Source organism: Halomonas sp. Mc5H-6 (genome assembly GCF_024124705.1).
GTDB classification, from domain to species: domain Bacteria; phylum Pseudomonadota; class Gammaproteobacteria; order Pseudomonadales; family Halomonadaceae; genus Vreelandella; species Vreelandella subterranea.
This window is the reverse complement of record NZ_JAMXSI010000001.1, coordinates 657792-680544: the sequence shown is the minus strand read 5'-3', so window position 1 is coordinate 680544 and position 22753 is coordinate 657792. Positions and strand designations below refer to the sequence as shown.

18 protein-coding genes are annotated in these 22753 nt (G+C 57.4%); 12 read left to right on the top strand and 6 right to left on the bottom strand.

Annotated elements, in window-relative coordinates:
- Positions 1-10 precede the first annotated feature (10 nt).
- The 9 genes from cysS to NH395_RS03205 all read left to right on the top strand — a co-directional run bounded on the left by cysS (position 11) and on the right by NH395_RS03205 (position 10839).
- Positions 11-1417, top strand: coding sequence for a cysteine--tRNA ligase (gene cysS / locus NH395_RS03245; protein ID WP_253022371.1), 1407 nt, complete (start codon positions 11-13; stop codon positions 1415-1417).
- Positions 1418-1532: 115 nt separating this feature from the next.
- Positions 1533-2447: an ABC transporter substrate-binding protein gene (locus tag NH395_RS03240; protein WP_253022369.1), complete on the top strand. Its 915-nt coding sequence runs from the start codon at positions 1533-1535 to the stop codon at positions 2445-2447.
- Between the two features lie 2 nt (positions 2448-2449).
- Positions 2450-3667, top strand: coding sequence for an ABC transporter permease (locus NH395_RS03235; RefSeq protein WP_253022367.1), 1218 nt, complete (start codon positions 2450-2452; stop codon positions 3665-3667).
- Entirely contained in the window at positions 3664-4629 is a 966-nt protein-coding gene (locus NH395_RS03230) for an ABC transporter ATP-binding protein (protein ID WP_253022365.1), read from the top strand. The genes NH395_RS03235 and NH395_RS03230 overlap by 4 nt, the downstream gene beginning before the upstream one ends.
- A 61-nt stretch (positions 4630-4690) precedes the next feature.
- Positions 4691-5395 carry an ABC transporter permease gene (locus tag NH395_RS03225; protein ID WP_290443692.1) on the top strand — a complete coding sequence of 235 codons (705 nt, stop codon included), beginning with the start codon at positions 4691-4693 and terminating at the stop codon, positions 5393-5395.
- A 134-nt stretch (positions 5396-5529) separates the two neighbouring features.
- Positions 5530-6732, top strand: a complete 1203-nt coding sequence (locus NH395_RS03220; protein WP_253022363.1) for a thiamine pyrophosphate-dependent dehydrogenase E1 component subunit alpha — start codon at positions 5530-5532, stop codon at positions 6730-6732.
- Position 6733: 1 nt separating this feature from the next.
- Positions 6734-7711, top strand: a complete 978-nt coding sequence (locus tag NH395_RS03215) for a transketolase C-terminal domain-containing protein (RefSeq protein WP_253022361.1) — start codon at positions 6734-6736, stop codon at positions 7709-7711.
- 18 nt (positions 7712-7729) lie between these two features.
- The gene (locus tag NH395_RS03210; RefSeq protein WP_253022360.1) at positions 7730-8983 is read left to right on the top strand and encodes a 2-oxo acid dehydrogenase subunit E2; all 1254 of its coding nucleotides are present in this window, start codon (positions 7730-7732) and stop codon (positions 8981-8983) included.
- Between the two features lie 11 nt (positions 8984-8994).
- The gene (locus tag NH395_RS03205) at positions 8995-10839 is read left to right on the top strand and encodes a protein kinase (protein ID WP_253022358.1); all 1845 of its coding nucleotides are present in this window, start codon (positions 8995-8997) and stop codon (positions 10837-10839) included.
- A gap of 21 nt (positions 10840-10860) precedes the next feature.
- On the opposite strand, the gene sulP is transcribed toward NH395_RS03205, so the two are convergent.
- Positions 10861-12564 carry a sulfate permease gene (sulP, locus tag NH395_RS03200; RefSeq protein ID WP_253022356.1) on the bottom strand — a complete coding sequence of 568 codons (1704 nt, stop codon included), beginning with the start codon at positions 12562-12564 and terminating at the stop codon, positions 10861-10863.
- Between the two features lie 245 nt (positions 12565-12809).
- On the opposite strand from sulP, the gene NH395_RS03195 reads away from it, so the two are divergent.
- Positions 12810-14459: a methyl-accepting chemotaxis protein gene (locus NH395_RS03195; RefSeq protein ID WP_253022355.1), complete on the top strand. Its 1650-nt coding sequence runs from the start codon at positions 12810-12812 to the stop codon at positions 14457-14459.
- Here the strand turns inward: NH395_RS03195 and rarD are convergent.
- Complete coding sequence (rarD, locus tag NH395_RS03190; RefSeq protein WP_066317523.1) at positions 14430-15338, bottom strand: EamA family transporter RarD; 909 nt, start codon at positions 15336-15338, stop codon at positions 14430-14432. The two genes, NH395_RS03195 and rarD, sit on opposite strands and share 30 nt — an antisense overlap.
- Before the next feature lie 72 nt (positions 15339-15410).
- On the opposite strand from rarD, the gene NH395_RS03185 reads away from it, so the two are divergent.
- Together NH395_RS03185 and NH395_RS03180 are read left to right on the top strand one after the other, a co-directional pair.
- Complete coding sequence (locus tag NH395_RS03185) at positions 15411-16226, top strand: amidohydrolase (RefSeq protein WP_253022354.1); 816 nt, start codon at positions 15411-15413, stop codon at positions 16224-16226.
- Positions 16226-16930 (top strand): pseudouridine synthase, encoded by a 705-nt coding sequence (locus NH395_RS03180; protein WP_253022353.1) that lies wholly within the window; start codon positions 16226-16228, stop codon positions 16928-16930. Before NH395_RS03185 ends, NH395_RS03180 begins: the two co-directional genes overlap by 1 nt.
- A 139-nt stretch (positions 16931-17069) precedes the next feature.
- On the opposite strand, the gene NH395_RS03175 is transcribed toward NH395_RS03180, so the two are convergent.
- Genes NH395_RS03175 through NH395_RS03160 form a run of 4 tightly spaced genes read right to left on the bottom strand, consistent with a single transcriptional unit; the run spans position 17070 to position 22741 of the window.
- Positions 17070-18662: a dipeptide ABC transporter ATP-binding protein gene (locus NH395_RS03175; protein WP_253022352.1), complete on the bottom strand. Its 1593-nt coding sequence runs from the start codon at positions 18660-18662 to the stop codon at positions 17070-17072.
- The gene (locus NH395_RS03170; RefSeq protein ID WP_253022351.1) at positions 18655-19728 is read right to left on the bottom strand and encodes an ABC transporter permease; all 1074 of its coding nucleotides are present in this window, start codon (positions 19726-19728) and stop codon (positions 18655-18657) included. Before NH395_RS03170 ends, NH395_RS03175 begins: the two co-directional genes overlap by 8 nt.
- A 2-nt stretch (positions 19729-19730) precedes the next feature.
- On the bottom strand, positions 19731-20804 hold the full coding sequence (locus tag NH395_RS03165; protein ID WP_066317513.1) for a microcin C ABC transporter permease YejB: 1074 nt from the start codon (positions 20802-20804) through the stop codon (positions 19731-19733).
- Between the two features lie 35 nt (positions 20805-20839).
- Positions 20840-22741 (bottom strand): extracellular solute-binding protein, encoded by a 1902-nt coding sequence (locus tag NH395_RS03160; RefSeq protein WP_253022350.1) that lies wholly within the window; start codon positions 22739-22741, stop codon positions 20840-20842.
- Between the last annotated feature and the right edge of the window lie 12 nt (positions 22742-22753).

The window sequence follows — 22753 nt, the reverse complement described above, 5'->3', positions numbered from 1 at the left end:
GAATCGGCACATGCATATCTATAATACGCTGACACGTCGCAAAGAGCCTTTTACTCCGCTGGTGGCGGGCAAGGTGAGCATGTACGTCTGCGGCATGACGGTGTATGACTACTGCCACCTTGGCCATGCCCGCGTCATGGTGGCGTTCGATGTCATTACGCGCTACCTGCGGGAGCGTGGTTATGACGTCAATTATGTGCGCAATATCACCGATATTGACGACAAGATCCTCAAGCGTGCCGATGAAAACCAAGAAAGTATCTCGGCGCTGACCGAGCGCATGATTGCGGCGATGCATGAAGACGAGGCGCGCCTCAATGTTTTGCCGCCCAGCCATGAGCCCAGAGCGACCGGGCATGTCGACGATATCATCGCCATGATCGAGACGCTGATTGATAAAGGCTTTGCCTATCCGGCCGAAAACGGCGATGTGTATTACCGCGTTCGCCGATTCGCGGATTACGGCAAGCTGAATAATCGCCAGCTGGACGACATGCGCGCAGGCGCCCGCGTTGACGTAGACGTCCATAAGGAAGATCCACTGGATTTCGTGCTCTGGAAGGCGGCCAAACCCGGCGAGGCGAGCTGGCACTCCCCATGGGGAGACGGACGCCCCGGCTGGCATATTGAGTGCTCGGCAATGTCGACCTGCTGCCTGGGTGACACTTTCGATATTCATGGGGGGGGGCCGGACCTGACCTTCCCTCACCACGAAAATGAAATCGCGCAGTCTGAAGCGGCCACCGGCAAAACCTACGTAAACACCTGGATGCACGCAGGGGCCGTGCGTGTCGACCAGGAAAAGATGTCGAAGTCGCTGGGTAACTTCTTCACGATTCGTGAAGTGCTGGCTGAGCACGACCCGGAAGTGGTGCGTTATCTGCTGGTCGCTAGCCACTATCGCAGTGCGATTAACTACTCGTTGGATTCGCTTTCCGAAGCCAGAAAATCACTGACACGCTTTTATACGGCGCTGGATGGCGTGAATCTTGATGTCAGCACCGAGAGCGATGATCCAGCGGGCACCCATTATCGCGACCGCTTTACTGAAGCGATGGATGATGACTTCAATACCCCCGAAGCGTTGGCGGTTTTGTTTGACCTGGCGCGGGATGTCAATCGCGCCAAATCCGATGCGCCTGAGAAGGCGCGGGTCCTTGCAGCTGAATTGAAACAGCTGGGCGGTGTGCTGGGACTTCTGCAGCAATCGCCAGAGGCGTTTCTGAAAGGTTCGCAGCAGCAAAATCTTCCGCTGAGCGAGTCGGCCATCAACGAAAAGATCGCCCAGCGTCAGGCGGCCAAGGCCAACAAGGATTTTGCGCAAGCCGATGCCATCCGCGACGAGCTGGCGGATCTGGGGATCATTCTTAAAGATTCCCGAGAAGGCACCACCTGGGTCCTTGAGTCTGCTTCATGAGCAGGGCCAAACGATGGTGAGTGCGCGTTAGATAGCGCTTTGGATTCGACGTGAATCTGACTTCAACGCACGACGGGCATATACTCCTACAAAACTCAGCAAAAGGATGATGACAATGCGTTTTGCGACTAAATCGGCCATCGCCATCGGATGTTTTACTCTGCTACCGCTATCATCGGTCAATGCCAATGACCCGGTGGTGGTTTCGTCAAAAATCGACACGGAAGGGTCCGTGCTGGGTGAACTGATCATACAGACGCTGGAGCGCCATGATATTCCCACGGAGGATCGCCTGCAATTGGGGGGCACCAGTGTTGTACGCAGCGCCTTGCAAGCGGGAGAAATTGACCTTTATCCCGAATACACCGGCAACGGCGCCTTCTTCTTTGATATGAGCGACAGCGATGTATGGAACGACCCGGAACAGGCGTATGAAACCGTCCGGGAGCGCGATGCCGAGCAGGGACTGGTGTGGCTAACACCGGCCAGTGCCAACAATACCTGGGCCATGAGCGTGCGCAAGGATGTCGCAGAGGCAAATGGTCTGGAGACGCTCGATGACCTGGCGGCTTATCTGGAAGAAGGGGGCGAGTTCAAGTTTGCGGCAAGCGCCGAGTTTGTCGAATCCGAGCAGGCACTTCCCGCTTTTCAGCAGGCCTATGGGTTTGAACTCAGCGAAGATCAACTACTGGTGCTTTCCGGCGGCAACACAGCGGCCACCATGCGGGCAGCGGCCGAGCAGACCAGTGGCGTCAATGCCGCGATGACATACGGTACCGACGGTGGTTTGAATGCGCTGGGCCTCATGGTGCTTGAAGACTCAAGGGGCGTTCAGCCAATTTACCAGCCAGCTCCGGTAGTACGTGAAAGCGTGTTGGAAGCTTACCCTGATATCGCGCCGCTGCTTGAAGACGTATTCAGCACGCTGGATCTTGAAACGCTGCAGAAACTCAATGCTGACGTGGCGGTGAACGGCATGTCACCCGGTAATGTCGCAGGCGATTACCTCGATAGCCTGGATAACGACTGATAATGGCGTTACTGGATGCATTGCCAAGTCCGCAAATGGCTTGGCGACAATGGCGGCCCAATAGTGTTCTGGTCGTTCTCCTGAGTGTCATGCTGGCGGCTCTTTGGCTCTTCGATGTGGTCAGCGTGTCTCCCAACCGGATTGTCAGCGGCCAGGGGGCTGGTCTGGTTGAAGCCATGGGCTGGTTGGGGGCACTGCTGGTCAGCGGCGTCACTATCACCCTCATGCTGCTGTCCCTCCAGCCTGGCCGACAGAATTATCAGGTTGCCCTGGTAGGCGTCTGTCTATTGCTTCTTCTGATGCCGTTTGGCTTGATGGTGGCCAGCGACCGGCTGGTCAGTAATGATATGCCTCAGGCTCGCCTGAATATGGGCATGGCCTATTGGTTGATGCTGTCTCTATTGCTCTTGTGCTGGATCGAGCTGCGCTTGCGTTTAGCGCTGCCACGGCGTTGGACCGTCCTGATGCTTCTGGGCGTCGCACTCGTCTGGTGGTTGTGCGCCATGTGGGCGCTTGAAGCGCTGGCGTTGGGGCAGGAGTTTCGCGCCCGGAACGACGAATTTTGGCGCGCCCTGCGACAACATATAACGTTGGTCATTGTCTCCGTTGCCATCAGCATCGGACTGGGGCTGTCCCTCGCCATGCTGATGCGCCGCTATGCAAACTTTCAGAAAGTCGCCTTTGGGGTGCTCAATTTCCTGCAGACCATTCCGAGTATCGCCCTGTTCGGTTTGATGCTGGGCCCCTTAGCTTGGCTGGCGGCTCAGTGGCCGCTGCTGTCTCGACTGGGGGTGAGTGGCATTGGCTGGGCACCCGCTTTGCTGGCGCTGGTTGCCTACAGCCTGCTACCGATGGTGCGAAATACCTATATTGCCCTCGAGCAAGTCAGTCCTGAGACCCTTGAAGCGGCACGCGGGATGGGCATGCGCAATAGCCAACGCTTCTGGCAGGTGCGTTTGCCACTGGCCTTGCCGGTGCTGCTCGAGGGTATAAGAATCACGTCGGTTCAAGCCATCGGCCTCACGGCGGTTGCTGCCTTGATCGGTGCGGGTGGCCTGGGGGCTTTTATTTTTCAAGGGTTGGGGCAGGCGGCGATGGACATGGTATTACTGGGCGCGCTGCCCATTCTGATACTGGCGCTTATAGCAGACGCCGGCCTCGGGGCCTTGTCGGATATCCTCCGGCCAAAAAATACCGTGCGGCCTGGAGGCGCCCAATGATCGAACTCGCCCACGTTTCCAAACGTTTTGGCGATGCTGTTGCAGTGGATGACATTTCGTTGCACATCGCAAAAGGTAAGTTTTGTGCGCTGGTGGGTACCTCGGGCTGCGGCAAATCAACCACATTACGGATGATTAACCGCCTGATCGAGCACAGCGAGGGTGACATCCTACTGGATGGCCAGCCGATTGCCGCCTATGACCCGGTCAAGTTGCGGCGTCGCATCGGCTATGTGATTCAGCATACGGGGCTATTCCCGCATTGGACGGTGGCCCGCAATATCGGCCTTGTACCACGGCTGCTGAAATGGTCCGCCGCCGAAGTGCAGGCAAAAGTTGACGAACTGATGGGCCTGCTGGGTTTGCCGAAAGATGAATTCGCCCACAAATACCCTCATCAGCTGTCGGGGGGGCAGGCACAGCGTGTAGGCGTGGCGCGGGCACTGGCCGCTGACCCTGATATCTTGCTGATGGATGAACCCTTTGGTGCCCTGGACCCGATCACTCGCGAAAAGCTCCAGGATGAACTTGCCAGGCTTCAGGCGAAGATGCACAAAACGGTGGTGTTTGTTACCCATGACATGGATGAAGCGCTAAGGTTGGCGGATCACCTGGTGGTGATGCGTGAAGGCCGTATTGTCCAGCAGGGCACGCCACTGGCGTTGCTTCAACATCCTCAGGACTCTTTTGTCGAATCCTTGCTCGGCGGACTCGAGCGCGGTCTGAAGCAAGCTGCTCTGACCCGGGTCAAGGACCACATGGCCCCGATGGGACCCACCTTGCCCGCTCAATCGCGGATTCCCGCGACGTTTTCCCTGCGCCAGGGGCTTTCAATGATGTTGCGTGATCATACGGACCGCCTCACTGTCGTGGATCAACACGATGTCCCGGTAGGCGAGCTGACGCTGCGCAAGATCGTCAAGGAAGCCCAGCCGGAACAAGGAAAAGCGCGTGAGTCATGATGCCTTGAGCCGTTCACTGACGGCGCGCGGCGCTCACCAAGCGAAGTGGCCAGCTATCTGGCTGGTCCTTTTGATGGCGTGTGTTTGGGGATTTCCCTACGCTGACGGCCTGCTGCGTGCGATTGAGCCGGATGCCAATCAGGTTGTCTATCAACGCGCTAGCCTTGCATCACTGCTTGTTCAGCACCTTCTCGTGGTCAGCGCGGCCGCCGTGATTACCGTGGTGGGGGGCGTGTTGGCGGCGATTGTCGTGACACGGGAATGGGGGCGTAATTTTTTACCTCTGGTCGCGCAAGTCGCCTCACTGGGGCAGACCTTTCCACCGGTTGCCGTGCTGGCGCTGGCGGTGCCGGCATTAGGTTTTGGCACGCTGCCGATTATTGTTGCGCTGGTGCTGTATGGCACGCTACCCATCGTGCGAAATACGCTAGGCGGCCTACAGGACGTTGATAAAGAAGTGAAAAGTGCCTCCGTCGCGATGGGGATGACGAGTTGGCAAACCCTTCGCCAGGTGGAGTTGCCTTTGGCGGCCCCGGTCATACTGGCCGGCATTCGGACGTCCATCACCATCAATATTTCGACAGCCGCGATCGGCGCCACCGTCGGCGCGAGCAATCTGGGGGATCCCATCATTGCCGGTATCGTGAACGGGAATATGGCGTATATCGTCCAGGGGGCGCTGACGATTGCGCTGTTGGCACTAACCGTCGATAGCCTGTTCGAGCGACTTCAGGAACGGCTGCGTTCGCGCCTCTATACCGCTTAAGTCGAATCCCTAAAGTGTCTCAGCTGCGTTACTGTCGCAGGTGTTGCGTTGACCAATGTCAGATAAATCCACTGGCATAAAAGGTCATCACCGACAACACTGCCCTCAAAAGGGGTACGACAAGGACAATAATGATGACACAGCATGCACACCAGCCTGTTTTTCTGACAGGCGATGAATTTTCGATTCCCACCTTCAGTTTACTGAGCCCCGAGGGCGAGCTCTACAGCGAGGCTGATGCCCCCAGGCTTGAAAAAGACCATGCCCTGCGCATTTACCACGCGATGCTGGCAACGCGTATCCTCGACGAGCGTATGTTGGCGGCCCAGCGTCAGGGGCGGCTGTCTTTCTACATGCAATGCACGGGCGAAGAAGCCGCCGTGGTAGGCGCCACCGCGGCGCTCGACGATGCCGACATGATCATGGCGCAGTACCGAGAGCAGGGTGCCTTGATGTATCGCGGGTTTTCCATTGATGAATTCATGAATCAGCTGTTCGGCAACGAGCTGGACTACGGCAAAGGCCGCCAGATGCCGATTCACTATGGGTCGCGAAAGCTCCACTACATGACCATTTCCTCGCCGCTTGCCACCCAGATTCCCCAGGCCGCAGGCTATGCCTATGGGCAAAAAATGGCAGGTGATGGGCACTGTACCCTAACGTTCTTTGGGGAAGGCGCCGCGTCTGAAGGCGATTTTCATGCGGCGCTGAACATGGCGTCGGTCCACCAGGTCCCGGTGATCTTTTTCTGCCGCAACAATGGCTACGCGATTTCGACACCGGCAGCCGAGCAGTTTGCAGCCGACGGTATCGCCCCCCGGGCTTTTGGCTATCACATGCATGTGATCCGTGTGGACGGCAACGACATACTGGCAGTCTATGAAGCCACGCGCCAAGCGCGCGAACTCGCCGTTGAACGCAACCAACCGGTATTGATAGAGGCGATGACCTATCGTCTGGCCGCACATTCCTCTTCCGATGACCCGTCGGGCTATCGCTCCAAAAATGAAGAAGAAGCCTGGCGTGCCAAAGATCCGCTGCTGCGCATGCAGAAGTGGCTCTTGGCCAAGGGGTGGTGGAGCGAAGACGAGGAGGCCAGCAAGCAGGAAAGCCTGCGCCGTGAAGTACTGGACACCATGAAGCGTGCCGAAAAGCGCTCACCCCCGCCCCTGGATTCCCTGATCAGCGATGTCTATGCGGATGTCACCCCGGCGTTGCAGCAACAGTTCGACCAGCTCAAGCAGCATATCCGCCGTTACCCGGAAGCTTACCCGCGGGGAGCCAAGTCGTTGGACCTGAGTGTGAGTACGGATGCCGACTCCCAGGGGGGCGAATAACATGCCGACAATGAATATGCTTCAGGCGATCAATAACGCCCTCGACATCGCCATGGCGGAAGACGAAAAAGTCATCTGCTTTGGCGAGGATGTGGGAATTTTTGGCGGTGTTTTTCGTGCCACCAGCCACCTGCAGGAAAAATACGGCAAGGCCCGCTGTTTTAATACCCCCTTGGTCGAGCAGGGTATCATTGGCTTTGCCAACGGCCTGGCCGCTCAGGGATCGGTTCCGGTGGCGGAAATTCAGTTTGCCGATTATATTTTTCCCGCCTTTGATCAGATCGTCAACGAAACCGCCAAATTCCGCTATCGCTCGGGAGATCTGTTCAACGTCGGCGGCCTGACCATTCGCACACCCTACGGTGGCGGGATTTCCGGCGGGCTTTACCACTCGCAATCGCCCGAGGCTTACTTCACCCATACCCCTGGGTTAAAGGTCGTGGTGCCCCGCAACCCCTATCAGGCCAAAGGGCTATTACTGGCGTCCATTCGTGACCCGGACCCGGTGCTGTTTTTAGAACCCAAGCGGCTTTACCGCGCGGCGGTCGGCGAGGTGCCGGAAGATGATTACCAGCTTCCCATTGGTGAGGCCGAGATCACCAAGGAGGGCAGCGATATTACCCTGGTCGGCTGGGGCGCGCAGATGGAAGTGATTGGCAAGGCCGTGGAGTTGGCAGAGGAGCAGGGTATCAACTGCGAAGTCATCGACCTGCGCTCGCTGTTGCCGTGGGATGCAGATACGGTCGCCGAGTCCGTTCTCAAGACCGGTCGGTTGGTGGTCAGCCATGAAGCGCCGTTGACCGGCGGTTTCGCCGGTGAAATTGCCGCGACGATTCAGGCGCGTTGTTTTCTCTACCTGGAATCGCCCATTGCACGGGTGACCGGGCTGGATACGCCTTTCCCGCTGGTGCTGGAAAAAGAGTATCTACCCGACCATCTGAAAATCTTTGAAGCGATTCGTGAAAGCGTTAATTTTTGACGCCAGAGGAGAACAACAATGAGCGATTTTATGCTGCCGGACATCGGCGAGGGTATCGTCGAGTGTGAAGTGGTCGAATGGCGCGTCGCGGAAGGCGACCGGATTGAAGAAGATCAGCCGGTTGTCGAGGTCATGACCGACAAGGCGCTGGTGGAAATTACCGCCCATGAAGCAGGCGTTGTCACGAAGCTGTATGTCGATCAGGGGCAAATTGCCAAGGTTCATGCCCCGCTTTATGCCTACCAGGCTGACGGTGAAGACGCCGGTGAGGCAAAGGCATCGAATGACAGCTCAGAAGCGTCGTCGTCAAGTCAGCCCTCTGCTGCTGAAAAACAGGCGGGAACCCAGCCGTCACCCACAACACCAGCGGTTGTTACTCAGGGGAAAGTGCCTGCCAGCCCCGCCGTCAGGCGGCTGGTCAGAGAGCATCAGTTGCAGCTCACCGATATTGCGGGAAGCGGCAAGGACGGTCGCGTCCTCAAGGAAGACGTCCTGGCGCATCTAGACCAACCTGGCGAGGCCGCTTCGATGTCTTCTCAAGAGACGTCATCACGGGGGAGTGGCGACGTGAGCCGGGTCGAGCCACTGCGTGGCATGCGGGCGATGATGGCCAAGCGCATGGTGGAATCGGCCAGCACGATCCCGCATTTTCATTACGGTGAGGAAATCGACGTGACGCAGCTTCTCGCCATGCGGGAACGCTTGAAACCGTTGGCAGAAGCCCAGGGCGAGCGCTTGACGCTGATGCCGTTCTTCATGAAAGCGATGGCATTGGCGATTGCCGAATCGCCGATTATCAATGCCCAGCTCAATCAAGCAGGCGATGAGCTGCACTACTACGCCCAGTGCAATATCGGCATGGCCGTGGACAGCAAGGCCGGGTTGCTGGTGCCCAATGTCAAAGGTGTCGAGCGATTGACGCTGCTGGAGATTGCCAGGGAAGTCGGGCGTTTAACCCATGCGGCCAGAGAAGGGCGGGTGGATCAGGCGGATCTCAAAGGGGGGACCATCAGCATTTCCAACATCGGGGCGCTGGGCGGTACCTACGCGGCGCCGATCATTAATGCCCCGGAAGCCGCCATCGTGGCGATTGGTAAAACCCAGTGGCTGCCACGTTTTGATGACCACGGCGAGGTCCAGCGGCGTGCGATCATGACGGTTACCTGGGCGGGGGATCACCGCTTTATTGACGGGGGTACGATCGCGCGCTTCTGTAATACCTGGAAGGGCTTTCTGGAAGCCCCGGATAGCATGTTGTTGCATCTGGGATAACGCAGGCGACCATGGCTCAGGCACCCCTTCAGCAGTTTTATATACCCGAGGAACAGTCGGTATACCTGCTGAGTCACCACGATGCCCGCAAGCTCAAGGACTGGGTGGCGCTGTGCCAGGAGCAGCTCTCCCAGTTGGGCTACCGGGACATCGAGCTGATCGGTAAGGGAGCCTACGGTTTCGTTTTTGCCGGTAGTGCGCCGATCCAGGGAGCGACGGCGCACTACGTTTTCAAGTTCTCGCGTATTACCCTGCCCATTCACCTCCAGGAACGCCTTGAAGAAGAGGCGTTCATGCTGGAGCAGGTGTCGCACCCGCTCATTCCCAGGTTGATTACCTACCAGCGCGCGCGGGGGCAATCGATTCTGGTCATGGAGCGCGCGCCCGGCTTGAATCTCGAGCAGGTATCGCTCAGGGAAGGCCGACTGTCGCCCCGCCTTATCGTTCGCATCGCCGCACAGTTAGCCGATATCCTGATGGCGTTGCGTAGAGAGGCAGGCCCCAAGGCGCGGCCTGTCGTCCACGGTGATATCAAGCCTTCCAATCTGGTCTTTGATTCGACTGACGAGTCCATCGCGCTGATCGACTGGGGCTCATCCGTCTTTGCCCAACTCGATGCCCAACTGCAATTCGTCGGCAACAATGTAATGGAGTTGATGTCGGATAACCTGCAACAGACCAATGCCCGACTGGGCGATGTCTACTTCATTGGCGAGGAACAGTTGAACGGGGGCCTTTCGTCGCCACGTTTTGACGAGCAGGGCGTGGCGGGCACTTTGTATGCCCTGGCATCTGCGCAGTCGTGCCGCTTTGGTCATCGCGCGATTCCTGCCAGTTCGCTGGGGCTTCCCATGGAGTTTGCCCGAACGCTGGACGCTATGCTCGACCCCGATCCTCACCTGCGTCGCAAGGCGGGCGACTATTTCCTGCGCGCCATGCCGCGGATGGTCCGCGTGGTGATGCTCGATCTGCCGGGTAGCGTTCAATCACCGCTGGTACCGGTATGGGGGCGTCCGGCTGAACAGGAAATTGACACCGTGGTGTACAGTTCTCGCAAGGCATTTCTGCGTGAAGCCAATGCCCCTGAAACCCTCAACGACGTTAACGATGTACAGCTGGACCGCTATTACAAACAGTTCATGCAGGGGATGGGGGAAACCGAAAAAGCCTTTCTGGCCTCGGTGAGCCGCCTGGGCAAGTACCCTGTTGTAGGCGGCCTGGCGGTGCGCTGGGAGCGCGACGGTGTGTATATTGATTCGTCGTTGAACCTGCACGATCCGGCATTGAAGCCTGCGTTTATCGAAGCGGTCAATAACATGGTGCACCTGGCGCGGGCGATCCATCGCCAAGGGGTGTTCAAGAGCTGTCTGTTTAACGCCCGCCAAACATTGCACCTTGAGCGTGGTTCAGCGTCGGAGCCTTTTAATTGCGAACCCGGCATGGCGATCAGCTATGAAATGAGCGCCGTTCCGGAGCTTGAGGACCGCACGCGTCAGCATAGTTACTTCGAGGATGGTCCCGATCCCGAAGAGCTATTAGCATTGCCAGCGTCGATCATGCAGGTACTCAAACAGCTTAACGAGATTCATCACACCGGTATGATCATTTTTGAGGCGCTGCCCAAGCACCTCAAGATTCATAGCTACTATCGCCTTCTCGATCCTTCCAGGGAAGACGAATTTCGCGCATTGCTGGTGGAAATGCTCGCATCAGTCAGCGAAATTGAAGGCCTGGGAGTCTCTGGGTTCATGAAGATGCCCTACAAAGATACCCGCTACTTCACGCACCTTGAAAGCCAGCCCGAACGATACTACCCGCGTGACCCGCGGGAATATATCAGGAAACATGGCCAATAAAGGCAGACCATTTTTGCGATGTTACCGGGAGAACTCCCGCCATGCAGCGTAAGTACTGAGAAAGACGCGACCGGTGAGAGCCTCAAGAAAGTCACTTTTCTTGAGTTGATCCATCACGGGGCCTTTTACCTCCGCAAGGTGCAGCTTGACGCTTGAATCTTTTAGGCGGGCATTGATGGCGTCGAGGCTTTCCAGTGCCGAGGCATCAATCAGGTTAACGGCTGAGCAGATCAGTACCACGTGTTCCAGTTCGGGGCGGCTGGCCACCAGGTTATAGAGCGTATCTTCCAGATAGCGCGCATTGGCGAAGTACAGGCTTTCATCAATACGCAGGAGCGCCACACGGCTGACGGTTTCGACATCGTGACGGCTAATGTTGCGGAAGTGTTCGGTACCTGGAACGCGCCCGACAAGCGCGCTGTGCGGGCGACTGGTGCGGTATAGATAAAGCGCAATGGAAAGGGTCACGCCCCCCAGAATACCTGCCTCGATACCTTCGACAAGCGTCAGGAGGATGGTAAGCGCCATGGCCGAGAAATCACTGCGCGAATAACGCCACGTCTGGCGCAGCATGGGGATATCCACCAGGGTCAGGATAGACACGGTAATCGTTGCTGCCAGGGTGGCGATCGGCAGGTAGTAAAGCCAGCCCGTAAACGCCATCGTCACCAGGGCAATACCCAGCGCGGCAAAAGCCCCGGCAGCGGGTGTCTGAGCGCCCGCGTCGAAATTAATCACCGTACGCGACAGACCGCCTGTCACCGGCATGCCATGGGTGACGGCCGCCGCCAGGTTGGTTGCGCCCAGGCCAATCAATTCCTGATTGGGGGAAATGCGCTGGCGCCGTTTGGCCGCCAGCATCTGCCCCATCGACACCGACTCGACAAAGCCGACCAGGCTGATGAGCAAGGCCGGGATAAATAGCGCTTTCCATAACGAGGCATCAGCCCACGGCAGGCTGAAAGCGGGAAGCCCACCCGGTACGTCGCCGACGACATTGACGCCCTGATCAGCAAGCCCCCAATACCAGGTGGCAAGCGTGGTGGCAACCACGGCGATAACCGGCCCCGCCTTGGCGACCAGGTCGGCGACGCTATTGGGCAGCCCCAGATGCCTGAGTGCCGACTTCCCATGCCGACGAAGCCAGACTAAAAACACCAGCGTTCCTGTGCCCAAAAGGCAGGTGGGTAGGTTGAGGGCATCCAGGTTGGGGATCAGGGTCATCAAACGCTCCACCAGGGTAAACCCGCTGCTTTCGATCCCCAGCAGGCTGCCAAGCTGGCTGACCGCAATCAGAATCCCTGAGGCCGTTAAAAACCCTGAAATGACCGGGTGGCTCAAGAAATTGCTGAAAAAGCCCATTTTCAGCAGCCCCATGGCGACCAGCATGACCCCTGAGAGCATCGACAGCACCAAGGCGGCTTCCAGGTAGGCATCAGAGCCGGGGGTGGCAACCGACGAAAGGGCAGCCCCGGTCATCAGCGCAATAATCGCCACAGGGCCCACGGCCAGGGTGCGGCTGGTGCCAAACAGGGTATATACCAACTGCGGTAAAATACTGGCGTACAGGCCAACCACGGCCGGCAGCCCTGCCAGCAGGGCATAGGCAAGCGACTGCGGTATGACCATGACGGTGACAATCACGCCGGCCAGTAAATCCGCTCCCAGTAACCGTTTATGGTAGTAAGACAGCCAGGACAGAATGGGCAAGTAGCGCTTTAGCATGGGCTCCCGGGGCGATCCGCCTCAAATCTTCGATGGATAAGCTGCGTAACAGCTTAACGCGAATGTAGGTCATTATATTAACAAGTTATAAGTCAAATTACGGCACCCTGCGGGAATTTCATTCCCAGCGTTGCGTCCTGCCCCCAAAGTGTTACTTATTTAATCCTCGTTAATTAGTAAGCTTACAATAACCCTAATGAAAGACTTGGGGCCTCATAACCACATTAATAACAAGAGAACTGACTATGCGTATCATTCGATGGGCGGTTCCCATGGTGCTGTTGGCACTGGCGGTGTGGCTGGTGTCTTTCAGCACACTGGGGGGATATGTAGCGGTGGGGTTGGCGACCATCGCGGGGGCGCTGAGTGTTTTGATGGCCCTGGGTTCGCTATACCAGGCGGATCAGCAGTCGTTGGAGGGCAGGCGACCTGTCAATCGGTTAATGGCCGATTATGCGTCGCTACGCGCCATGGCGTTTCGCTTGATGAAGCGCGCCAGCAGCACGGCCATCGCCTCGGCAGAAGTTTCACACTACGCAGATTTGATGGATCAGCGTCTCAGTAAACAGGAGAGAATGGCGCGTGAGTCGTCAGCCAGCATGGGCGCGATCAACACGGCTATCATGCAGGTCAGCACCAGTGCTGCCCAGGTAGCCACGCTTGCTGAAAGCGCCCGCGAAGCCAGTCATCACAATCAGGCAGCACTGACCGACATCATCCAGGAAATGAGCAATGTGTCCGAACAGTCCCAGCAGGCGCTGGAGATGCTGACCTCGCTTAATGACAAGATCGAGCGTGTGCGCAACGTCACGTCAATGATTGAAGACATTGCCGAACAAACGCACCTATTATCCCTCAATGCCTCCATTGAGGCTGCACGGGCAGGCGAGCACGGCCGGGGGTTTGCTGTCGTGGCCGGCGAGGTTCGCAACCTGGCGCACAAGACCTCGACGGCCACCCAAAGCGTGGATGAGCTCGTCAAGGATATGCATCAAAGCGGGCAAAACGTGGTGTCATCCATGGGCAGTCTGATGAGCCGAATCAGCCACCGTTCGGCTGACATGCAGCACGTCGGCAGCAGTCTGGGCACCATTACCCATGAATTTGACCAGGTGCAAAGCGAGATCAGCAGCGTCGCACAAGCCATCGATAATACCCGTCAACATAGCCAGGCCGTGGCCGACACATTGTATGAGCTGGAAGCAGACGTCGATGAAGGCAACCGCGATATGCACGACCTGGCGAATCAGGCCCGTGCCTTGATGGAAGCGGCAGAAGGTGTCGATGGCGAGCTGGCTCAACAGCGGCTCAACGGTCGTCATCAGCAGGTTTTCCACGCGGCGCGGCAAGCCGCCGACCGGCTGGGCAAACTGTTTGAGAACGCTCTCAAACGCGGCGAATTAAGCGAGGCGGCGCTGTTCCAGCCCAGCTATCAGCAGATCCCCGATACCCGGCCACCGCTGTATCGTACGTCGTTCGATGACTTTACCGATAAATATCTGCCCGATATCCAGGAGCCGCTGCTGACCCAGCTTGACCTGAGCTACGCGATCACCTGCGATAAGAAGGGCTATGTGCCCACCCACAATCAGGCGGTGAGCCGCGCGCCCACTGGCGACTATGATCACGACTTAAAATTCTGTCGCAGCAAGCGTATTTTCGACGACCCCACCGGACGCCGGTGCGGTGCACACGAAAAGCCACTGCTACTGCAAACCTATAAGCGCGATACGGGCGAGATCATGCATGATCTGTCAGTACCCATCTACATCAATGGACGACACTGGGGCGGCTTCCGTATCGGCTATCAGCCAGAGCGCGAACCTGCTTCCCAGGGTCTGACCCATCAAGACGATGTGCCCGCGCTACCTGGCCGACAGCTGGCCGGGACGTGATTGCCAGGCAGACCAGGAGTAAAGGGCCAGCCCTGTCCAGATCATGATGAAGGTCACCAACTGGATTGAGCTGAGGGGTTCTTCAAAAACCGCCAGGGCGATTAAAAACTGGATACTGGGGTTGATGTACATCAGAAACCCCAGTGTCGCGAGGCGCAAACGCCTCGCAGCGCCCGCAAAGGCCATGAGCGGGAGGGCCGTAATGACGCCGCTGGCGATCAACAGGGCCGTTGTCTGGGTGTCGCCTAAAAAGTGCGATGTCCCTTGCCAGCTAAAGGCCGTCAATGCGATCAGCGCAATGGGGAACAGCAACAGCGTCTCGACAAAAAGCCCCGAAAGGCCATCAAGCGGGACCTGTTTGCGAAACAGACCATAACTTCCAAAACTCAGTGCCAGCAGTAGACTGATCCACGGCAACTCCCCCAGCATGAAAAACTGAATGGCAATCGCCAGGCTGGCCAAGCCCAGCGCCACCAGTTGCAACCGCGCCATCACTTCACGCAGTACCAGCATACCCAGCGCCACATTGACGAGAGGTGTTAAAAAATAACCTAAACTGGCTTGTAACACCTGGTGGGTTTCCACCGCATAAATATACATTCCCCAATTAAACCCAATCAGCAGGGCGCAGGCGAGAACGCGGCCGAGGCGCCTGGGCTCCACCAGGGCGGCAACGACGGGTGGCCAGCGACGCAGCAGGGTAATAAGGCCCACCAGGAAGAGGCATGACCACAGGATGCGATGAACCAGTATTTCGATGGCCGGAACGCCATCAAACAGCGCAAAAAAAAGCGGGAAGCATCCCCACATGGTATAGGCCGTCAAACCAAAGGTGACCCCTTTGACGGCTTCGGGATCGCGTGGTGGAGTGGGAAGCATAGCAGCCTCATTATTTAAAAATGCTAATCTAACACAAACGCGACAACGTGAGCGGCGTAAAGGAGTGATTCGATGAGCCAACTCAGAACCAGCCTGGTGCAGTGCGATCTGCGCTGGGAAAATCCGGAAGCCAACCATGCCCATCTTGAGCAACTCTTGGGTGACCTTGATCACCGGGAAACGGATCTGATCGTACTGCCCGAAATGTTTGCCACCGGGTTTACGATGAACTCCCGTGAGATGGCTCAACCCATGGATGAAAGCCAGAGCGTTGCCTGGATGAAGGATCAGGCACGGTCACGCCAGTGCGTCATGACCGGCAGTGTGGCTATCCAGCATGAGGGCGAGTACTACAACCGGCTAATCTGGGCCATGCCGGATGGTCAACTGACCTATTACGACAAGCGACACCTGTTCCGCATGGCCGGTGAACATGAGCGTTACGGCATGGGGGAGCGGCGTGTCATCGTTGAACTGAACGGTTTCAAGCTACTGCTGACGGTCTGCTACGACTTGAGATTTCCTGTTTGGCTTCGCCAGCAGCCGGCACAAGACGAACATTTCGAGTATGATGCGCTGCTGTGCGTCGCCAACTGGCCCGCACCTCGCCGTCAACCCTGGCGCACCTTGCTTCAGGCCCGGGCGATTGAAAACCTGACCTATGTGATTGGCGTCAATCGCGTGGGCGAAGACGCCAAAGGCCTGGCTTACAGTGGTGACTCAATGCTGGTTGATTTCAAAGGCGAGCCACTTATCGACCATTCAGCGCATACGCCGTTTGTAGAAACGGGATGCCTCAATAAAACGGATCTAGATGCTTTTCGTGAAAAATTTCCTGCCTGGCAAGACGCCGATCGCTTTTCCTTACTCCCAGGAGTCGGCCAATAATGCGTCTTGATCGCTTTTTAAGTGAAACGACCCCGTTAACGCGCAGCCTTGCCAAGCGCGCGCTAAAAAACGGTGAGGTTACCTTGAACGGCGGGCCGATCAAGCAGGCAGCAACGCACATCGATACGCAAGAAGACGTGGTGGTGCTTAACGGCGAGCGTCTGGCGCTGGTAGGGCTACGCTATATCATGCTGAACAAGCCTGCCGATGTGGAGTGTACCGCCAGGCGAGGGCTTTACCCGAGGGTGATTGACCTGATTGACCTTCCCAAGGCAGAGCGTTTACAACCGGTCGGGCGTCTTGATGTTGATACCACTGGCCTATTGCTGCTTACCGACGATGGCCAGTGGTCGCACCGCGTGACGTCACCGCGCCATCGCTGCGCCAAGGTGTATGTCGCCGAGCTTGCCGAACCCATGGAAGGCGATGTGGCCGAGTGGGCCATCAACCAGGTGGCCGAGGGCATTATGCTCGACGGCGAAGAAACGCCAACTCAGCCAGCCACGCTGCGGTTTTTAGCGCCGCATCAAGCGGAGCTGACCATTACGGAAGGGCGTTATCATCAGGTCAAGCGCATGTTTGTAGCGTTAGGCAATCACGTTGAAGCGCTGCATCGACGTTCAATTGGCGATATTGAGCTGACGGATTCCCTGGCCCCTGGCGAATGGCGTGAGCTGACTACGGAAGAAATCGCCAGCTTTTAATCGCCCATGACGCCCTGACCATGCTGACAATAGTTTGGCTCAGGCGTGTCTTAGATTAATTGCGAGTTTATACCGTTATCTTACTTCTATGCCCGAACTCTGAATTAAGCTTGGGAGAAGTATCAAGCAAGCAGAGGGGTCAGCCCGCGAAATCTTTTAGATAAGCCGCCGCTATAAGCGACTGCGTATAAGAATGCTGAGGAGAGGCGAGTACGTCCAGGCAAGGGCCTTGCTCGACGACCTCACCGTCTTTCAGGACCATAATACGGTGGGCCATGGCGCGTACCACGGCTAGATCATGGCTGATAAACAGATAACTTAGCTGGCGCCGTGCCTGAAGGTCCCGTAGCAGTGTCACCAGCTGTTTTTGAACGGTGCGGTCCAGTGCTGACGTCGGCTCGTCCAGCACCAGCAGCTCAGGCTCCAGGATAATGGCCCGGGCGACGGCGATCCGCTGGCGCTGACCGCCGGAAAATTCATGCGGATAGCGCGCCGCACAGCTTTCCGGCAGGTCGACTTCTCTCAACGTTTGATGGACGCGCTCAGTGACTTCCGTGGCAGACAGGTGAGGGTAGTGAAAGCGCAACCCTTCACTGACGATATCGAATACCGGCATACGCGGTGACAATGCCCCATAGGGATCCTGAAATACCATCTGTAACCGGTGCCGCTGACGGCGCAAGTCGTTACCCGTCAGCTTGCTCAAGGGGGCATCGCCAAGGGTGATATCGCCCTGGCTGGTCACCATCCGCATGATGGCCGAGGCGAGGGTGGTTTTGCCCGAACCTGACTCACCCACAATCCCCAGGGTTTCACCCGGCGCGACGGTCAGGTCGGTTGCCTTGACCGCTTCAAAGGCAGGCGGCTGACGCTTGAATAATCCGGGTTTGGGGCGTTTGAAGCTGACGCTCAACTGTTTGACGGTCAGTAACGGTGGACGCTCGCCAACAGGCGATGGTCGACCTTCCGGTTCGGCGGCGAGCAGACGCTGGGTATAATCACTTTGCGGTTGCTCAAACACCTGCTCGACGGGGCCAGACTCCTGAATTTTACCCTGGAACATGACACACACACGGTCTGCATGACGGCGCACCAGGTTAAGGTCGTGGCTGATCAACAGCAGGCCCATGCCGTGCTGGTCGCGCAGTTCTTTAAGCAGCGCCAGGATTTCCTGCTGAACGGTGACATCCAGCGCGGTGGTGGGCTCGTCGGCGATCAACAGCGATGGGTTATTGGCAATGGCCATGGCGATCATTACCCGTTGACGCTGCCCCCCGGATAGCTGGTGGGGCCATGCATCGAGCAGTTCCTCGGCGCGCGGCAGCTTCACTTGTTCGAGCAGATTTTTGGCCCTTGCTCGGGCGGCTTTTCCCCGCAGCCCCTGATGCAGGCGCAGGGATTCGCCAATCTGCTTGCCGACCCGGTGTAGCGGGTTGAGCGATGTCATGGGCTCCTGGAAGACAACCCCTACCGTATTGCCGCGCAGCCCGTTCCATTCGGCGTTGCCAAGTGTGTTGAGCCGCGTACCGTTAAGTCGTCGTTCGCCACTTACCTTGGCATTGCCTGGTAACAGGTTCATCAACCCCAGGGCCGATACCGATTTACCCGAACCAGATTCGCCGACAATGGCCAGCGTCTCGCCTGCGTGTAGCTCCAGACTCAGTGACTCGACGACGGTACTGCCATCAAAGGCGATGGTCAGGTTGTCGACGCAAAGTAGCGGCTCAGGCATGGGGCGTTTCCTTAGCGGGCGTTGTGGGCTGCTGGACATGGCGGGGGTCAAAAGCGTCACGCAGGCCTTCGCCGATAAACACCAGCAGCGAAAGCATAATGGCCAGTGTCATGAAGGCGGTGATGCCCAGCCAGGGCGCGTGCAGGTTGTTTTTGCCCTGGGCGGCAAGCTCACCCAGTGAAGGTGCGCCCGGTGGGAGTCCAAACCCCAGAAAATCCAACGCGGTCAAGGTGCCAATGGCCCCGGTGAAAAGGAAAGGGATGAAGGTCAGGGTGGCCACCATGGCGTTGGGAAGCACGTGGCGCCACATGATCAGTCGCGACGGCAACCCCATGGCCTTGGCCGCGCGAACGTACTCCAGGTTGCGTGCGCGGAGGAATTCGGCGCGCACAATGTCCACCAGTCCAAGCCAGGAAAACAGCAGCATGATACCCAGCAGCCACCAGAAGCCGGGTTGCACGAAACTGGCGAGGATGATCAGCAGAAACAGCACGGGGAGTCCTGACCATATTTCGGTAATGCGCTGACCCACAAGGTCCGTCTTGCCGCCAAAATAGCCCTGAACACCGCCTGCGAGTACGCCTATCACCAGCGACCCTGCCGTTAAGACCAGGGCAAATGCCACCGAAAGCCGAAAACCGTATATCACCCGCGCTAGCACATCCCGTCCCTGGTCATCGGTGCCCAACCAGTGGCGCCCATCGGGCGGGGCCGGGGACGGGCGGGTCATCTGCATATCCAGGGTCTGGTAAGAAAACGGAATCAGGGGCCATAACGCCCAGCCGTTGTTCTCGATCTGCTCCTGAACAAAGGGGTCCAGGTAATCGGTTCTCGTGGGCAAGAAGCCGTCAAATTCCGTTTCGGGGTAGTCGACCAGCAGTGGCACATACCACTGACCGTCGTATTGCATGATGATCGGCTTATCGTTGGCGATCAGTTCGGCAAAAAGGCTCAGCACAAACACGACACTAAACACCCATAGCGATACCCATGCGCGGCGATTCGACCTGAAAGCGGCAAAGCGGCGCCGGGTAATGGGCGAAAATCGAAACGTCGAAGCAGTCATGATCACGACTCCCGGGTGGCAAAGTCGATGCGCGGGTCAACCCACACATAGGTGAGATCCGACACCAGTTTCAGCAGTAACCCGATGACCGTGTAGAGAAACAGCGTGCCGAAAATGACCGGGTAGTCGCGCTGCATGACCGCTTCAAACCCCAGCAGGCCCAGCCCATCAAGGGAGAAGATCACCTCGATCAGTAACGAGCCGGTAAAGAAGATACCAATCAGGGCTGAGGGCAGACCGGCAATAATGATCAGCATGGCATTACGAAACACGTGGCCATAGAGAATGCGCTGTTCATCGGCACCCTTGGCGCGGGCTGTCAGGACATATTGCTTGTGGATCTCATCCAGAAAGCTGTTCTTGGTCAGCATGGTGAGGGTGGCAAAACTGCCAATCGCCGCAGCTATTACGGGAAGGGTGATATGCCAGAAATAATCCTTGACCTTACCCCAGGTGGAAAGCTGGTCGAAATAAGGGGAAGTGAGTCCCCTGAGGGGGAACCAGTCCAGGTAGGTACCCCCGGCAAACAGCACAATCAACAAGATGGCGAATAAAAACCCGGGGATTGCGTAGCCGACGATGACCAGCCCGGAGGTCCAGACGTCAAAGCGCGAGCCATGGCGCAGGGCCTTGCGTATGCCCAGCGGAATCGAGATGAGGTAGACCAGCAAGGTCGTCCAGAGCCCCAAGGAGATAGATACCGGCAAGCGCTCTATCATCAGATCGATTACCGGTCGGTCGCGAAAAAAGCTGGTGCCGAAATCGAAGGTGAGATAATCCGCCATCATGCCGATGAAACGTTCATGGGCCGGTTTATCAAAGCCAAACTGCTGTTCCAGTTGCTCAATAAAACGGGGGTCGATGCCCCTGGCGCCGCGGGACTCGTCGTTGACTTGAACATCAGCGCCACCCATATCCAGTCGCGTGCTGGCCATTGCATCGGCCCCTTCAAAGCGTGCCAGCATTTGATCGATCGGGCCACCAGGCGCGGCCTGCACGATAATGAAATTGAGCAGCATGATCCCGAAAAGCGTCGGAATCATCAGCAACAGTCGGCGTAGGGTGTAACGTGCCACAGAACTCTCCATGGTTCATCAAGAATAAGCCGAGGTCAGCGTCGTGACCGGCGCTGTAAAGCGGCTTCACGTTCGGGGACCACCCACCAGGCGTCTAAATCCATGGCGTATTCGGGGAAGGGGTCGGGATACCCGAATTTATCCCATATGGCGATCCGCGTCTCACCTGAATGGTAGTGGGGAATGACATAAAACCCCCAACGCAGGACACGATCCAGCGCCCGGGTAATGGTGTTGAGCTCTTCCCGGTCTTCTGCTCGGATCAGCTTTTCCACCAGATCATCTATCGCCGGATGCGCGAGGCCCATGCGATTACGACTCTGGGGTGAATCAGCTGCTTGGCTGGTCCAGAAGTCTCGCTGTTCATTGCCAGGGTTGTTCGACTGGGGAAAATGGCTGATTACCATATCAAAATCAAAATTGCGCTGGCGATTGAGGTACTGATTGATATCCACGATACGCATCGAGGTTTGTACACCCAGGCGGGCCATGTTGCGCAACATTGGCTGTACCACGCGCTCCAGTCCTGAATCGTAAAGCAATACTTCAAGGCTCAGCGGCTGCTGGGTATCCTGATGGACCAGGACGCCGTCTTCCACGCGATAACCCGCCTCGCGAAGCAGGTTCAGCGCCAGGCGAAGCCGTTCGCGGAGGTCGAGAGGATGGTCGATAGGCAGTGGTTCCGTGAACAGCCGTTCTGACTGGTGGGACTGCATCAACGCCTCGCGATGGGGTTCGAGTAGTGCAAGCTCTTCATCGCTTGGCAGGCCCCGGGCTTCCATTTCTGAGTTTTCAAAGAAGCTTCTCGTCCGCTGGTAGGTATCGTAAAAAATATTGGTGTTCAGCCAGGGAAAATCAAAGGTCAGGCTCAGCGCTTCACGTACGCGCGGATCCTGGAACTTCTCCTTGCGCAGGTTGAACACAAACGCCTGCATCATGGAGGGGTTTACGTCAGGTACCGTGATGCGCTTGACAAGCCCTTCCTCATAAGCGGGAAAGTCGTAGCCAATCGCCCAGGTGGCGGCGCGGGCGTCCGTGCGAAAGTCCGTCAACCCGGCCTTGAAGGCTTCCCAGGCAATATCCCGATCCCGGTAATAGTCATAAATCACCTGATCAATATTATAACGGCCCACGTTGACCGGCAGGTCCTTTGCCCAATACGTGTCGTCGCGCTGATAGACGATTCGTCGGCCAGGGTCCACTTCGCCGATTTTATACGGGCCAGACCCAGGGTGCGCCGCCAGGGTCGGCGCGGTAAAATCATGCTTTTCCCAGTAATGCTTGGGCAGAATAGGGAACTGGGCGACGATGAGTGGCAACTCCCGTGACTCGCTGTCGCTGAGAGTGAAGCGAACCAGATGGTCATCCAGGGCAATGGCTTGCTCAACCCCCGCATAGTAACTGCTATAGAAAGGATTACCTTCATCACGCAGCAGGTTCAGCGAAAAGACGACATCATCAGCCGTGACCGGCTCACCGTCCTGGAAGCGAGCTTCAGGACGGAGGTCGAATTCGATCCATTCGCGATCGGGGTCGAGACGCACACCCTCTGCCAGCAAACCATAAAGACTGAAAGGCTCGTTAGGGTTGCTTGCCATCAAGGTATCGTAGATCTGGAGTAGTCCCGCGGCTGGCGTGCCTCGAATAATGAAAGGGTTGGTCGAGTCAAAGCTGCTACCCACGGCCGTATGCTTGATACTTCCGCCTTTGGGCGCGTCGGGATTCACGTGGGAAAAGTGCGGAAAATCCTCAGGGAGGGCAGGCGAGTCATACAGCGACATGGCATGCTGGGTTTCGACAGGTGCCGAGCCATCCGTGGCGGTGGACTCTGTGACGCGGGCATCACTGCTGGCATGAGTGCTGGCCAGGAGTGATGCCGCAAGCAGCGCGTTACGGGCAAGGCATAAAACAGGACGCAGAATAACGCCACAGCGCATGGGGCAATTTCC

What these genes read in the sequence shown, in the direction of transcription:
- cysS (WP_253022371.1), top strand. Translation starts at nt 11, where the DNA reads ATGCATATCTATAATACGCTGACACGTCGCAAAGAGCCTTTTACTCCG.
- NH395_RS03240 (WP_253022369.1), top strand. Translation starts at nt 1,533, where the DNA reads ATGCGTTTTGCGACTAAATCGGCCATCGCCATCGGATGTTTTACTCTG.
- NH395_RS03235 (WP_253022367.1), top strand. Translation starts at nt 2,450, where the DNA reads ATGGCGTTACTGGATGCATTGCCAAGTCCGCAAATGGCTTGGCGACAA.
- NH395_RS03230 (WP_253022365.1), top strand. Translation starts at nt 3,664, where the DNA reads ATGATCGAACTCGCCCACGTTTCCAAACGTTTTGGCGATGCTGTTGCA.
- NH395_RS03220 (WP_253022363.1), top strand. Translation starts at nt 5,530, where the DNA reads ATGACACAGCATGCACACCAGCCTGTTTTTCTGACAGGCGATGAATTT.
- NH395_RS03215 (WP_253022361.1), top strand. Translation starts at nt 6,734, where the DNA reads ATGCCGACAATGAATATGCTTCAGGCGATCAATAACGCCCTCGACATC.
- NH395_RS03210 (WP_253022360.1), top strand. Translation starts at nt 7,730, where the DNA reads ATGAGCGATTTTATGCTGCCGGACATCGGCGAGGGTATCGTCGAGTGT.
- NH395_RS03205 (WP_253022358.1), top strand. Translation starts at nt 8,995, where the DNA reads ATGGCTCAGGCACCCCTTCAGCAGTTTTATATACCCGAGGAACAGTCG.
- sulP (WP_253022356.1), bottom strand. Translation starts at nt 12,564, where the DNA reads ATGCTAAAGCGCTACTTGCCCATTCTGTCCTGGCTGTCTTACTACCAT.
- NH395_RS03195 (WP_253022355.1), top strand. Translation starts at nt 12,810, where the DNA reads ATGCGTATCATTCGATGGGCGGTTCCCATGGTGCTGTTGGCACTGGCG.
- rarD (WP_066317523.1), bottom strand. Translation starts at nt 15,338, where the DNA reads ATGCTTCCCACTCCACCACGCGATCCCGAAGCCGTCAAAGGGGTCACC.
- NH395_RS03185 (WP_253022354.1), top strand. Translation starts at nt 15,411, where the DNA reads ATGAGCCAACTCAGAACCAGCCTGGTGCAGTGCGATCTGCGCTGGGAA.
- NH395_RS03180 (WP_253022353.1), top strand. Translation starts at nt 16,226, where the DNA reads ATGCGTCTTGATCGCTTTTTAAGTGAAACGACCCCGTTAACGCGCAGC.
- NH395_RS03175 (WP_253022352.1), bottom strand. Translation starts at nt 18,662, where the DNA reads ATGCCTGAGCCGCTACTTTGCGTCGACAACCTGACCATCGCCTTTGAT.
- NH395_RS03170 (WP_253022351.1), bottom strand. Translation starts at nt 19,728, where the DNA reads ATGACTGCTTCGACGTTTCGATTTTCGCCCATTACCCGGCGCCGCTTT.
- NH395_RS03160 (WP_253022350.1), bottom strand. Translation starts at nt 22,741, where the DNA reads ATGCGCTGTGGCGTTATTCTGCGTCCTGTTTTATGCCTTGCCCGTAAC.